The 12,258-nt window shown below is 72.5% G+C and carries 15 protein-coding genes; 9 read left to right on the forward strand and 6 right to left on the reverse strand.

Going from position 1 to position 12,258, the window contains the following annotated elements:
* Window positions 1-18: 18 nt before the first annotated feature.
* The gene (locus tag ACWGQ1_RS10615; RefSeq protein WP_136035409.1) at window positions 19-1,569 is read right to left on the reverse strand and encodes an ABC transporter substrate-binding protein; all 1,551 of its coding nucleotides are present in this window, start codon (window positions 1,567-1,569) and stop codon (window positions 19-21) included.
* A 163-nt stretch (window positions 1,570-1,732) separates the two neighbouring features.
* Between ACWGQ1_RS10615 and ACWGQ1_RS10620 the strand changes: the two genes are divergently transcribed.
* From ACWGQ1_RS10620 to ACWGQ1_RS10635, 4 genes are all read left to right on the forward strand, one after another.
* On the forward strand, window positions 1,733-2,635 hold the full coding sequence (locus ACWGQ1_RS10620) for a MurR/RpiR family transcriptional regulator (protein WP_136030814.1): 903 nt from the start codon (window positions 1,733-1,735) through the stop codon (window positions 2,633-2,635).
* On the forward strand, window positions 2,632-3,777 hold the full coding sequence (locus ACWGQ1_RS10625; protein WP_452312930.1) for an MFS transporter: 1,146 nt from the start codon (window positions 2,632-2,634) through the stop codon (window positions 3,775-3,777). The genes ACWGQ1_RS10620 and ACWGQ1_RS10625 overlap by 4 nt, the downstream gene beginning before the upstream one ends.
* Window positions 3,778-3,897: 120 nt before the next feature.
* Window positions 3,898-4,188: a hypothetical protein gene (locus ACWGQ1_RS10630; protein WP_366626482.1), complete on the forward strand. Its 291-nt coding sequence runs from the start codon at window positions 3,898-3,900 to the stop codon at window positions 4,186-4,188.
* Window positions 4,189-4,217: 29 nt separating this feature from the next.
* Window positions 4,218-4,475: a hypothetical protein gene (locus ACWGQ1_RS10635; protein WP_452312931.1), complete on the forward strand. Its 258-nt coding sequence runs from the start codon at window positions 4,218-4,220 to the stop codon at window positions 4,473-4,475.
* Between the two features lie 18 nt (window positions 4,476-4,493).
* Here the strand turns inward: ACWGQ1_RS10635 and ACWGQ1_RS10640 are convergent, their stop codons facing one another.
* Complete coding sequence (locus tag ACWGQ1_RS10640; protein ID WP_452312932.1) at window positions 4,494-5,396, reverse strand: ROK family protein; 903 nt, start codon at window positions 5,394-5,396, stop codon at window positions 4,494-4,496.
* Window positions 5,393-5,953: an orotate phosphoribosyltransferase gene (gene pyrE, locus ACWGQ1_RS10645; protein ID WP_136036467.1), complete on the reverse strand. Its 561-nt coding sequence runs from the start codon at window positions 5,951-5,953 to the stop codon at window positions 5,393-5,395. Before pyrE ends, ACWGQ1_RS10640 begins: the two co-directional genes overlap by 4 nt.
* A gap of 37 nt (window positions 5,954-5,990) precedes the next feature.
* On the opposite strand from pyrE, the gene ACWGQ1_RS10650 reads away from it, so the two are divergent.
* On the forward strand, window positions 5,991-6,836 hold the full coding sequence (locus ACWGQ1_RS10650) for an exodeoxyribonuclease III (RefSeq protein ID WP_136036466.1): 846 nt from the start codon (window positions 5,991-5,993) through the stop codon (window positions 6,834-6,836).
* Between the two features lie 14 nt (window positions 6,837-6,850).
* Window positions 6,851-7,654, forward strand: coding sequence for a Cof-type HAD-IIB family hydrolase (locus tag ACWGQ1_RS10655; RefSeq protein WP_452312933.1), 804 nt, complete (start codon window positions 6,851-6,853; stop codon window positions 7,652-7,654).
* 6 nt (window positions 7,655-7,660) lie between these two features.
* Here the strand turns inward: ACWGQ1_RS10655 and ACWGQ1_RS10660 are convergent, their stop codons facing one another.
* Genes ACWGQ1_RS10660 through ACWGQ1_RS10670 form a run of 3 tightly spaced genes read right to left on the reverse strand, consistent with a single transcriptional unit; the run spans window position 7,661 to window position 9,013 of the window.
* Window positions 7,661-8,299, reverse strand: coding sequence for a dihydrofolate reductase family protein (locus ACWGQ1_RS10660; protein ID WP_136036464.1), 639 nt, complete (start codon window positions 8,297-8,299; stop codon window positions 7,661-7,663).
* Window position 8,300: 1 nt separating this feature from the next.
* Window positions 8,301-8,612, reverse strand: a complete 312-nt coding sequence (locus ACWGQ1_RS10665; RefSeq protein ID WP_136036463.1) for a winged helix-turn-helix transcriptional regulator — start codon at window positions 8,610-8,612, stop codon at window positions 8,301-8,303.
* Window positions 8,609-9,013 carry a VOC family protein gene (locus tag ACWGQ1_RS10670; protein WP_136036462.1) on the reverse strand — a complete coding sequence of 135 codons (405 nt, stop codon included), beginning with the start codon at window positions 9,011-9,013 and terminating at the stop codon, window positions 8,609-8,611. The genes ACWGQ1_RS10665 and ACWGQ1_RS10670 overlap by 4 nt, the downstream gene beginning before the upstream one ends.
* A 103-nt stretch (window positions 9,014-9,116) precedes the next feature.
* Here ACWGQ1_RS10670 and ACWGQ1_RS10675 point away from each other — a divergent pair, with 103 nt between their 5' ends.
* The 3 genes from ACWGQ1_RS10675 to ACWGQ1_RS10685 are packed head-to-tail and all read left to right on the forward strand — an operon-like array spanning window position 9,117 to window position 12,258.
* The gene (locus ACWGQ1_RS10675; RefSeq protein ID WP_452312934.1) at window positions 9,117-10,370 is read left to right on the forward strand and encodes a histidine kinase; all 1,254 of its coding nucleotides are present in this window, start codon (window positions 9,117-9,119) and stop codon (window positions 10,368-10,370) included.
* On the forward strand, window positions 10,367-11,047 hold the full coding sequence (locus ACWGQ1_RS10680; protein WP_452312935.1) for a response regulator: 681 nt from the start codon (window positions 10,367-10,369) through the stop codon (window positions 11,045-11,047). Before ACWGQ1_RS10675 ends, ACWGQ1_RS10680 begins: the two co-directional genes overlap by 4 nt.
* A 38-nt stretch (window positions 11,048-11,085) precedes the next feature.
* On the forward strand, window positions 11,086-12,258 hold the full coding sequence (locus ACWGQ1_RS10685) for a benzoate/H(+) symporter BenE family transporter (protein ID WP_452312936.1): 1,173 nt from the start codon (window positions 11,086-11,088) through the stop codon (window positions 12,256-12,258).

Here is a 12,258-nt window from a genome sequence, read left to right on the forward strand (position 1 = left end):
CGCGCCCCCTCCGGTCCGCTACTGGATGGAGGTGGTCCGCAGGTACTGCAGCGAGCCGTTCGCCATCGGGGTGAAGCCGTCCACGCTGGTGGCGGTGGCCGTGTAGGTGTAGCTGGTGAACAGCCAGATCCAGGCGGCGTTGTCCTCGAGGTTCTCGGAGACCTCGGCGTAGATCTCCTTGCGCTTCTCGGTGTCGGCGGTCTGGCGGCCCTCGGCGAACAGCGCGTCGAGCTCGGGCGAGGAGTACCCCGCGACCTTGTTCAGGTTGCCGGTGCTGGTGAAGTAGCGCCCGTACATGCCGTCGGGGTCGGGGCGTCCGCCGTTGAGGGCGACCGCGGCGTCGAAGTCGGCGGCGATCCAGCGGTCGACGAACGCGCCGGACTCGAGCACCTCGAGGTCGAGCGTGATGTCGGCGTCGGCGAGCTGCGCCTTCAGGTTCTGCGCCTCGTTGACGGAGGTGGCGTACTCGCCCTGCGACACGATCGTCTTGATCGTGACGCCGTCCTCCTTGCCGGCCTTCTTCAGGTACTCGGCCGCCTTGTCGAGGTCGCGCTCGGGGCACGGGCGCGCGTCGGGGTCGGACTTGAACGCCGGCGACGTGATGGGCCCGGTGACCTCGCCCTCGCCGAGCGCGGCGGTCTCCAGCACCTCCTCGCGGTCGATCGCGCACTGGATCGCGAGCCGCACGTTCACGTCGGCCAGGTCGCCGCGCGTGGCGTTGAGCTGAAGGGCGTGGTAGCTGAGCTGCGGGGTCGTGGCGACCTCGACGTTCGCGCCCTCGGCGGTCTGGGCGACCAGCGGGTCGTCGAACACCGCGAGCTGCACGTTGCCGGACTGCATGGCCGACACGATCGACGACTCGTCGGGGATCACGCGGAACTCGACCGTGTCGAGCAGCGCCTTGTCGCCCCAGTAGTCGTCGTTCTTGGCGAGCGTGAGCGACTGGCTGGCGGTGCGGTCCTCGAGCACGAACGGGCCGGTGCCGTTCGGGGTGGTGTTGAGCGCTTCCTCGGTGTCGTCGGAGGAGAGCATGGCCATGTTGATCACGGCGAGGTTGGCGGGCAGGGCCGCGTCGGGGGCGCTGAGGGTGAGGGTGACGGTGGTCTCGTCGGTCGCCTCGACCGCGGTGACGGACGCGAGCGAGCTGCGCGCGACGGCCGCGGTGGCCTCGGCGGCGATCGCGTCGAGGGAGTACTTCACGTCTTCGGAGCCGAACGTGCTGCCGTCGGCGAAGGTGACGCCCTCGCGGAGGTGGAAGGTGACGGTGAGGCCGTCTTCCGAGACGTCCCACGACTCGGCGAGGCCGGGCACCACGTTCAGGTCCTCGTCGAACTCGGTGAGCGTGCCGTACAGGTTCTGCAGGACGTTGACCGCCTGGAACTGCGTGGCCTTCCACGGGAAGAGGGTGTCCGGGTCGCTGGTGACGCCGATGACAAGGTCGCCGCCCGCGGTGCCGCCCTCGGAGGGCGAGGGGTTCGACGCCGGCGCGGAACACCCGGTGATGACGAGCGCCATCGCGACGCCCGCGGCGGAGAGAGCGCCGAATGACGCCCGCCGTACTGTGCTCATGCTGTTTCCTCCTGGCTGGGACCGCGTCGCCCTGGCTGGGTTCAGGCGATGCTGCCTGACGTCCCGTGAACATCGTCGGTCTGGGTGGTACCAAAAGTACACGAAGGTCGCTGTCGGTGTAACAGAAGTTCCTCTACTGTTATGAACACCGATCGGAGAACACATGTCCCACGACGCCGCCCGCGACGACGCCGGCGCTCCCCCCGTGCTGGTGCGCATGCGGGCGATCCGCCCCGAGCTCCGCCCGAGCGAGCAGCGCATCGCCGATCTCTTCCTCGCCGACCCGGCCGCCACCGCCGGCCTCTCGGTCGCCGAGCTCGCCCACCGCTGCGACACCTCCACCACCTCCGTCGTCCGCTTCTGCAAGCGCCTGGGATACGAGCACGTGCGCGAGCTGCGCAACCACGTGCTGCGCGAGGTCGAGCGCGAGACGTACGACACCGCCGCGCTCCCCGCCGTGTCGGGCGACATCGACCGCAACGACACGCTCGCCGACATCGTGGCGAAGGTCTCCCTCGCCGAGACGCTGTCGCTCGCCGACACCGCCAAGGTGCTCGACACCGAGTCGCTGCGCGCCGCGGTCGAGGCGATCACGTCGTCGAGCCGCGTCGACATCTTCGGTGTCGGGGCCAGCTCGATCGTCGGCCTCGACCTCCAGCGCAAGCTCACCCGGATCGGGCGGACGGCCCTGGAGTGGTCCGATCCGCACGCCGCGTGGACCTCCGCCGCCACCCTCGGCCCCGGCAACGTCGCCATCGCGGTGTCGCACAGCGGCGCGACCACCGACACCATCGAGTTCCTCCTCCTCGCCCGCAAGGCGGGGGCCACCACGATCGCGATCACCAACCACGCGGGCGCGCCGCTGGCCGGGCAGGCCGACATCGTGCTGACGACCGCCGCGCGCGAGACTGGCTTCCGCTCCGGCGCGCTCGGCAGCCGCATCGCGCAGCTCATGGTCGTCGACTGCATCTTCATCGGGGTCGCCCAGTCGAACTACGACCGCTCGATGGAGGCGCTGCGCGACACGTTCGCGGCCGTGCACCACGTGCGCGCCAACGGCGCATGACGGGCGCGGACGGCCGGATCCGCCTCGGCCTGTTCAGCGCGTTCGCGGGACTCGGCGTGACCGCGGCGTTCGTCCCCGCCGTGCTGCCCTCGGCGCAGCGGGACATCGGCGCCGACCTCAGCGCCGCGGTGCCCGTGCTCTTCGCCGGGCTGCTGGTGGGCGTGCTGGCCTCGGGTCCGCTGCTGACGCGCAAGCCCCCGCGCACGACACTGCTGCTCGGCAGCGCCCTGCAGGCCGTGGCACTCGTCGCCGCCGCGTGGGCGGGCGATGCGGTCGTGTTCATCGCCGCCGCCGCCGTCGCCGGGTTCGGCTTCGGGCTCGTGGAGGCCTCGGGCTCGGTGGCCGCGAAGGCCGCGAGCACGGGCAGCGCGACCGGGCTGCTGAGTGCGCTGATGGGCACGGTCGCCGTGTGCGCCGCGGCCACCCCGCTCGCGGTGGTGCTGGGAGCGCACACCCGTCCGCTGCTGGCTCTTCTCGCCGCGGTGCCGCTGGTGACCGTGTCGGTGCTCATCGCGCCCGTGCCGACGGTCGCCGCGAAAGCCCCGGCGCCGCGTGACGTGCGGTCGCTCGCGGTGCTGCTGCCGTTCGCGCTCGCCCTGCCGCTCTACGTGGGGGTCGAGACCGTGCTCTCCGGCTGGTCGGCCGTGATCCCGGAGCGCGTGCTCACGCTCGAACCGGCCGCAGCCGCGCTCGGCACCTCCGCGTTCTGGGTCCTGATGGCGGTGGGCCGATTCGGCGCAGCGGCCCTGCGCCGCGCGTCGGTGCCTCCGCTCGCGATCCTGGTCGCGGCCACGGCGGGCGCGGCCGTGCTGATGGGCGTGGCCGGCGCGCTCGTGGGCCCTCAGCCGGTGGGAGCGCTCGTGGCCCTGGCGGCGGTGGTCGTGCTGCTCGCGCCGAGCTACGGCCTGATCCTCGGCCTCGCCCTCGACCGCCTCGACCCCGCACGGAGCGCCGCCGTGACCGGGGCTCTGGTCGCCTGCGGCGCGGTGGGCGGCACCTTCGTGCCCACGCTGATCCTGCTCATCGGTCGGGATCCGGCGGCTCCTGCGACCTTCGTCGTCTCGGCCGTGCTGTGCGCTGTCGTCCCGGTCCTGATGCTCGTGACGTCGCGCTCCGGACGGCACATGTCGGCGACCGGCTGAGGCGCTCCTCCTCCCCCATCCGCGCCTCTCTCCCCTTCCTCACAGATGCCGGGATTCCGGGAGTCGCCACACCCGCAGCGACGTATCGTCGAAGACACACCGCACCCGAGGAGAGCATCCGTGTCCACCGACAGCCTGACGGTCGTCATCAGCGCGATCGGCATCGTGCTCACCCTCGGCACCGGCATGTTCGCCGCCATGGCCTGGGTCGTGCGCCGCATCGATGCCGTCGACGCGAAGCTCACCACCCGCATCGACGCCGTCGACGAGAAGCTCACCACCCGTATCGACAGCGTCGAGGAGAAGCTCACCACCCGCCTCGACGCCGTCGCATCCGACGTCACCGACCTCAAGATCGCCGTCGCCCGCCTCGAGGGACCACCCCGCCACCTGCTGACCGCCACCCGCTGACCCACCCGCACCGCTCGAAGGATCACCGCATGACCACGGACACCCTCGCCATCATCGTGAGTGCGATCGGCATCGTGCTCACCCTCGGCACCGGCATGTTCGCCGCCATGGCCTGGGTCGTGCGCCGCATCGACGCCGTCGACGAGAAGCTCACCACCCGCATCGACACGGTCGAGGACCGCCTCACCACCCGCCTCGACGCCGTCGGCGCCGACGTCACCGACCTCAAGATCGCGGTCGCGCGACTCGAGGGACCGCCCCGCCACCTGCTGACCGCCGCCCGCTGAGGGCGTGCGCGTGAGGGTTCAACGGAGCGCGAGGGCGGCGGCGCCGATGAGGGGCCCTTCGTCGCCGAGGCCCGAGCGCACGGCCCGGGTACGCCGAGAGTACGGGTGCACGGCGTGCGCGGTGAGCGCCTGCTGCACGAGGTCGATGTAGTCGGACGACACCCGGGAGAATCCGCCGCCGATGGCCACCACGTCGAGGTCGACCAGGGTCGCGGCGTCCGCGAGCGCTTCGCCGACCGCGCGGGCCGAGCGCTCGATGGCCGCGCGGGCGATCGCGTCTCCGGCTGCCGCGTCGCGCGCGAGGTCCTCCCCCGTCGCGCCGGTCCACCCCTGCTCCTGCGCCCAGGCGGCGCTCGCGGGGCCGGAGGCGATCTCCTCGAGCGTGAGCCCTCCCTCGCGGCGCACCTGACCGAGGTGACCCGCGTTGCCGGTGGCTCCCGGGATGTAGGCGCCGTTCACCACGAAGCCGCCGCCGACGCCCGTCGACACCACGATCGACAGCGAGGCCCCCGCGTCACGGGTCGCCCCGAGCCACGACTCCGCCAGGGCGAGGGCGCCCCCGTCGTGGCCGAGCGTCGTGGGAAGGTCGCGGCCGAGCACCGCCGTCGCCGCGTCCCGCACCGCCGCCGCGAGGGCGAAGCCGTGCGCGAGCGGCATGTTCACCGGCTCGATGGTGCCCGCGACGCGATCCACCGGACCGGCGCTGCCGATCCCCGCCCCGACGAGTTCCGCATCGGCCGGCAGCGCGGCCAGGGCGTGCCGCACGATCGCGTCGACCGCGGCGGCGAGGGCCGGGGGCGTGGCCTCGCGCCCGGTGGGCTGCCGGCTGCGGCTGCCTTCGACGAGCACGCCGTCCGCCGAGACGAGGGCGGCCTCCATCTTGGTGCCGCCGACGTCGACGGCCAGGGCGTAGCGGGTCACTGCGGGTCGAGCCCGAGGTCGTCGAGGTCGAACGCGGCGCGCCACTCCAGCCCCTCGGCTTCGATGGCCGCCTGCGCTCCGGTCTTGCGGTCGACGATCACGGCGACGGCCACGACCTCGGCGCCCTCCGTGCGCAGCGCCTCGACGGCCTTGAGCGCCGACTGCCCGGTGGTCGACGTGTCCTCCAGCACGACCACGCGCTTGCCCTTCACGTCGGCACCCTCGATCTGACGGCCGCGGCCGTGGTCCTTGGGCTCCTTGCGCACGACGAACGCGTCGAGCGGACGGTCGGTGCCGACCGAGGCGTGCAGCACGGAGTTCGCGATCGGGTCGGCGCCGAGCGTGAGACCGCCGACCGCGACGACGTCGAGGTCGGCGATCAGGTCGAGCATGATCCGGCCGATGGCGGGAGCGGCGCGGTGGTCGAGCGTGAGCTTGCGCATGTCGACGTAGTAGGTGGCCTTCTTGCCGCTGGAGAGGGTGAAGTCGCCGTGGAACACCGCCTCGTCGGTGATGAGGTCGAGGAGGGTCTGGCGGTCTGCGTCGAGTGCGGTCACGGCATCCAGTGTAGGAGGCCGCAACTAGGCTGGACGCATGCGCTTGGCCACCTGGAACGTCAACTCCATCCGCACCCGTGTCGCCCGCACCGTCGAGTTCGCCGTCCGTGAAGACATCGACGTGCTCGCGATGCAGGAGGTGAAGTGCAAGCCGGAGCAGTTCCCCTTCGCCCCCTTCGAGGAGGCGGGCTACCACGTCGAGGTGCACGGCCTGAACCAGTGGAACGGCGTCGCGATCGCCAGCCGCCTGCCCATCACCGACGTGCGCACCGCGTTCGACGGGATGCCCGGTTTCGCCAAGGGTCACGAGGGCCCCGACGCTCCGCAGGAGGCGCGCGCGCTCGGGGTGATGGTCGACGGCGTGCGCGTATGGAGCCTGTACGTGCCGAACGGGCGCTCCCTCGACGACCCGCACTACGCGTACAAGCTGCACTGGCTCGAGCAGCTGAGGCAGTCCACCGCGGCCGAGCTGTCGGCGAACCCCGACCTGCCGCTCGCCCTCGTCGGCGACTTCAACATCATCCCGTTCGACCACGACAACGGCGACCCCGACATCGTGGTGGGCCGCTCGACGCACGTCTCGCCCGCCGAGCGTGAGGCGTTCTTCGCCCTGGCCGACGCCGGTGTCACCGATGTGGTGCGCCCGCTGCTGCCCGAGGGCTACACCTACTGGGACTACCAGCGGCTCAAGTTCCCGCGCAACGAGGGCATCCGCATCGACTTCATCCTCGGTTCGAAGACGCTGGCCGACGCGGTCACCGGCGCCTCGATCCATCGCAACGAGCGCAAAGGCGAGCAGCCCAGCGACCACGTGCCCGTGGTGGTGGACCTCGACTTCGGCGGAGCAGACGCCGACGACGACCTGCCGATGATCTTCTCCTGACGGAGCGCGACGACGTGCGACTGATCGCGACCGATCTCGACGGCACGCTGCTCGACCCCTCCTCCTCCGTGACACGGCGCACCCGCGCGGCGCTCGACGCGGCACGGGAACGGGGCATCCCCGTGGTGCCCGTCACCGCGCGCCAGCCGATCGGACTGCGCGCGATCGCCGCCGACGCCGGATTCGACGGGTGGGCGCTGTGCAGCAACGGCGCCTACGCGGTGCACCTCGGCGACGGACGGATGCTGTTCGCCGAGGAGCTGCCGTCCGACACGATCCGCACGCTCGCCGATGCCCTCCGCGCGAGCATCCCCGGGCTGCTGTTCGCGAGCGTGCGCGAGGGCGGCGAGACCTTCGTCGCGCAGGACGGCTACGCGGCGATAGCGAGCCTGTCCGACCACAAGCGCGATCCGGCGACGATGGGCGGCGTGCCGCTGGAGCAGGTGCTCGCGGCGCCGAGCCTGAAGCTCGTGATCCGCCACCCGGAGCTCGCACCCGCCGCACTGTTCGACACGCTGCGCTCGCTCGGGCTCACCGGCTTCGAAGCCACCCTGTCCGGTGCGCCGTTCGTGGAGGTGATGGCCGAGGGCGTGACGAAGGCGACCGGGCTCGCGCGGCTGTGCGCGCACCTGGACATCGACCGCGCCGAGGTCGTCGCGTTCGGCGACGCGCTGAACGACGTCGAGATGCTCCGCTGGGCGGGGCGCGGGGTGGCGATGGCGCACGCGGAGCCCGTGGTGCGGGACGCCGCCGACGAGGTCACCGCGACCAACGACGAGGACGGCGTGGCGCGCGTGATCGAGCGACTGCTGGGCTGACCCGCCTCAGGCGCCGAACGTGCCGACCTCCGGGGTGCGATCGGTGCGGCCGTAGCGGAGGAGCATCACGCCCGCGTCGTCGACGACCGGCGGTTCGAGCAGTCGCAGCACCGACGGGAGCGCTGCGTCGTCGAACACCTTCTTCCCCGTGCCGAGCAGCAGCGGGTACACCCACAGGTTGAGCTGATCGAACAGCCCCTCGGCGAGCAGGGTGTGCACGAAGTCGATGCTGCCGATCACGTGCACCTCGCGGTGGGTCGCGCGCAGGCGGGCGATCTCGGCGGCCAGGTCGTCGCCCACGCGCGAGCTGCCCTGCCAGTCGAGCGCGAGGTCGGGGTTCCGCGACGCCACGTACTTCGGCACCGCGTCGAAGAGCCGGCCGATGTGGCCCTCCTCGCCGTCGGTGTGCTGCGGCCAGTACGAGGCGAAGATGTCGTAGGTGCGGCGGCCGAGCAGCAGCGCGTCGAGGCCCCGCATGCCCGCGTCGACCTCGGCGCCCATGCCGGGTGAGGGGTAGCCGGCCTGCCATCCGCTGAACCGGAATCCGCCCGAGGTGTCCTCCCCCACGCCGCCGGGGCCCTGGGCCACGCCGTCGAGGGTGCTGAACAGGTCGATCAGGATGCGACCGGGTGCGTCTTCGCTCATGTCACTTCTCCGTTCTCGTCGAGGGATCTTCATCCTCCTCCGCGGCACCCCACGCCCGCAGCGCCTCGATCGCCTCCCGCAGTGCGAGCCCGCGGTCGGTGAGCGCGTACGCCCGGGTGTTGTGCCGGAGCGGCAGTCGCGCGAGCAGCCCGGCGGCCTCCAGCTCGCGCAGGCGCGTGGCGAGGATGTTCGTCGGGACCCCGAGGTCGCGCTGCAGATCGCCGTAGCGCTGGGGTCCGTCGAGCAGCCGCTCCACGATCAGCAGCGCCCAGCGCGCCCCGACCACGCCGAGCGCGGCACCGAGGTCGCTCACGCGTCGACGTCGGCGTCCGGCTTCATCCAGAACGGCGAGTAGTGGTAGCCGTCGGGGTCGTCGAACTGGCGCTGGTACATGAAGGGGTAGTCGTCGGTGTCGCCGATGCGGCCGCCCGCCGCTCTCGCGCGCTCGACCAGCTCGTCGACCGCCTCGCGGCTGCCGAGGTCGAACGAGACGGTGACCTTGGACGGGGTGTCGGGGCCGCCGACGAGCTCATCGACGCCGCCGACGCTGGCGTACATCTCGCGGCTGCCGAGCATGACGTACTGCCCGGGCGCGATGGCGAAGCACGACACGTTGTGATCGGACATCTCCTCGTTGAGGGTCCAGCCGATGGCCGTGTAGAAGGCGGTCGCGCGTTCGACGCTCTCGACCGGGCAGGTGAGGAAGAGGCTCATGCGGTGATACTTGCAAAAAACAAGTGCACGGTCAAGACCCCTCCGCGCCGCCTCCGCCGTCCGGGGGATGCGGCCCCGCCGAACGCCGCCCTACGGTGGAGGGATGCCCTTCACCCGCACGCCGACCGAGCGCGACCGCCGCGGCGACCTGCTGCTCGCCGGGGTGCTGTTCGTCGGCGCGATCCTGAGCGCCGCGCTCTCCTCCATCGCCCAGGTGTACGGCGACGAGCAGGCCCCGCTGTGGACCGCCCTCCTCTACGCCGTCGTGGTGTCCGGTCCGCTCGCGTTCCGTCGACGCTGGCCCGGCACCGTGGCCGTGGTCGTATCCGTCGCCTACTTCGCGGCCGTCACGATCCGGGTACCGGAGATCTACGTCGGCAACATCGCGATGTTCATCGGCCTCTACACCGTCGGCGCGTGGATGAACGACCGGCGCCGCGCCCTCATCGTGCGCGTGGCGATCATCGTCGGCATGTTCGTGTGGCTGCTCCTCACGATGTACCGCGACGCGATCAGCGAGGCGGACAAGGCCGAGGTGGTCGCCGGGGCGATGTCGCCCTACGTCGCCTTCATGCTGATCCAGATCCTGCTCAACGGGCTCTACTTCGGCGGGGCGTACTACTTCGGCGAACGGTCCTGGGCCGCCGCCGAGCAGCGGTCGGTGCTGGAGCAGCGCACGACCGAGCTGGAGCGCGAGCGCGAGGTGACGGCGGCGCAGGCCGTCGCCCTCGACCGGGTGCGCATCGCCCGCGAGCTGCACGACGTGGTCGCCCACCACGTCTCGGTCATGGGCGTGCAGGCCGGCGCGGCGCGCCTGGTGCTGGCCCAGGACCCCGCGCGGGCCGCCGAGATCCTCTCGGGCGTCGAGGGCTCGGCGCGCGACGCGATCCACGAGCTGCGGCAGCTGCTGGAGACGCTGCGCACGCCCGGCGGCGAGACCGCGGACGGCGCCTCGACGCTCGGGCTCGACGACATCGCCGAACTCGCGGAGGCCTCGACGGCCGCGGGACTCCCCACCGCGTACACGGTCGTCGGCACTCCGACCGCGGTGCCCTCGGTGGTCGCCGTGAACCTCTACCGCATCGCCCAGGAGTCGCTCACGAACGCCCGCCGTCACGCAGGACCGGGAGCCACGGCCGATGTGCGGGTGCGCTACGACGACGACGGCGTCGAGGTGGAGGTCGTGAACACCGGCCGCGCGATCGCCCAGTTGCGACCGGGCCTCGGGCAGCTCGGGATGCGGGAGCGCGCGACGGCCTCGGGGGGCACGCTGGAGGTGGCGCCGCGGCCGCCCGGCGGGCTGCGCGTGCGGGCCCGGGTGCCCCTCGCCCCGGTCGCGGCGGGAGCGAGCCGATGAGCGCCGACGCCATCCGCGTGCTGCTCGTGGACGACCATGCGCTGCTGCGCACCGGGTTCCGCACGATCCTGGAGACGCAGCCCGACATCACGGTGGTGGGCGAGGCCTCGACCGGAGCGGAGGCCGTGGCCCAGGCGTCCGCCCTGCTCCCCGACGTCATCACGATGGACGTGCAGATGCCCGACATGGACGGCATCGAGGCCACCGAGCGGATCGTCGCGGATCCGGCGGTCCGCGCGGCCATCGCGATCATCACGACGTTCGACCGCGACGACTACCTGTACCGCGCGCTGGATGCCGGGGCCAGCGGCTTCCTGCTGAAGAACGCCGGGGCGGAGGACCTGATCGCCGCGGTCCGCGCCCTCGCCGCGGGTGACGGCATGCTGGCGCCCGAGGTGACGCGGCGCGTGCTCGCCCGGTTCTCCGCGGGGCCCGCGTCGCCCGCGCCGGTGCCGAGCTCCGCACGCACGACCCCCGCGCTCGCCGAGCCGCTCACCGAGCGGGAGGCCGAGGTGCTCGCGCTGCTCGCGGATGCCCGCAGCAACGGCGAGATCGCGCGGGCGCTGTACATCGGCGAGGCGACCGTGAAGACGCACGTGTCGCGCATCCTGCAGAAGCTCGGCGCGCGCGACCGGGTGCAGGCCGTGGTGCTCGCGCACCGGCTCGGGCTCGCCTGACGCGGCCGGGGACCGGGCTCCGCGATAGCCTCTGAGCCATGCCGGAAACCGCTCCCCTGTCGCGCCCGATCCTGGCCGGGGTGGTCACGGCACTGGTCGGTTTCACGAGTTCGTTCGCCGTGGTGCTCGCGGGACTCGACGCGATGGGCGCGACCGCGGCGCAGGCGGCCAGCGGGCTGCTGGCGGTGACGGTGACCATGGGCATCGCGTGCGTGGTGCTGGCGTGGCGCTACCGGATGCCGATCACGGTCGCGTGGTCGACCCCCGGCGCCGCGCTGCTGGCCTCCACCGGGGCGATCGAGGGCGGATGGCCGGCGGCGGTCGGGGCGTTCCTGGTCACCGCGGCCCTGATCCTGCTCACGGCGCTGTGGCCCGCGCTCGGCGCCCTGATCGCCCGTATCCCTCCGTCGATCGCGCAGGCCATGCTCGCCGGGGTGCTGCTGCCGCTGTGCCTCGCACCGATCACGGGCGTCGTCGCGAACCCGTGGGGCGTGGTCCCGGTCGTGCTCACGTGGCTGGTGTTCGCGCGCCTCGCGCCGCGCTGGGCGGTGCCGTTCGCGTTCCTCGCCGCGGCCGCGGTGGTCGCGGTGACCCTGGTGGCGGAGGGCGACGCGGTCGACCCCGCGGTGCTGCTGCCCCGGGTGGAGCTGACCGCTCCGGTGTTCACGGTCGGGGCGCTCGTGGGCGTCGCGCTGCCGCTGTTCATCGTGACCATGGCCTCGCAGAACGTGCCGGGCATCGCGATCATGCGCAGCTTCGGGTACGAGGTGCCGTGGCGTCCCGCGATGCTCGTGACCGGGCTCGGCACGGCGCTCGGCGCCACCGCGGGCGGACACGCGATCAACCTCGCCGCGATCAGCGCGGCCCTCGCGGCCTCCCCCGATGCCGATCCCGATGCGCGGCGCCGCTGGGTCGCCGGGATGTCGACCGGGGTGTCGTACCTGGTGCTCGGCGGGTTCTCGGCGGCCTTCGCGACGCTCGTGGTGCTGGCCCCCCAGGCCGTGATCCCCGCCGTGGCCGGGCTGGCGCTGTTCGCCGCGTTCGGCTCGGCCGTGCAGCAGGCGATCGACGACCCCGGCGAGCGCCTGCCCGCCGTGGTCACGTTCCTCGTCGCCGCGTCGGGCATCGCGGTGCTGGGTGTGAGCGCCGCGTTCTGGGCCCTCGTCGCCGGCCTCCTGGTGCGCACCGTGCTGCACGCCTTCCACCGCTGA

Source organism: Microbacterium sp. NPDC055599 (assembly GCF_053618975.1).

Coding starts and splice junctions, on each gene's coding strand:
- ACWGQ1_RS10670 (WP_136036462.1), bottom strand. CDS start 9,013: ATGAGCCTCTTCCTCACCTGCCCGGTCGAGAGCGTCGAACGCGCGACC.
- ACWGQ1_RS10615 (WP_136035409.1), bottom strand. CDS start 1,569: ATGAGCACAGTACGGCGGGCGTCATTCGGCGCTCTCTCCGCCGCGGGC.
- ACWGQ1_RS10650 (WP_136036466.1), top strand. CDS start 5,991: ATGCGCTTGGCCACCTGGAACGTCAACTCCATCCGCACCCGTGTCGCC.
- ACWGQ1_RS10625 (WP_452312930.1), top strand. CDS start 2,632: ATGACGGGCGCGGACGGCCGGATCCGCCTCGGCCTGTTCAGCGCGTTC.
- ACWGQ1_RS10660 (WP_136036464.1), bottom strand. CDS start 8,299: ATGAGCGAAGACGCACCCGGTCGCATCCTGATCGACCTGTTCAGCACC.
- ACWGQ1_RS10620 (WP_136030814.1), top strand. CDS start 1,733: ATGTCCCACGACGCCGCCCGCGACGACGCCGGCGCTCCCCCCGTGCTG.
- ACWGQ1_RS10680 (WP_452312935.1), top strand. CDS start 10,367: ATGAGCGCCGACGCCATCCGCGTGCTGCTCGTGGACGACCATGCGCTG.
- ACWGQ1_RS10635 (WP_452312931.1), top strand. CDS start 4,218: ATGACCACGGACACCCTCGCCATCATCGTGAGTGCGATCGGCATCGTG.
- ACWGQ1_RS10685 (WP_452312936.1), top strand. CDS start 11,086: ATGCCGGAAACCGCTCCCCTGTCGCGCCCGATCCTGGCCGGGGTGGTC.
- ACWGQ1_RS10675 (WP_452312934.1), top strand. CDS start 9,117: ATGCCCTTCACCCGCACGCCGACCGAGCGCGACCGCCGCGGCGACCTG.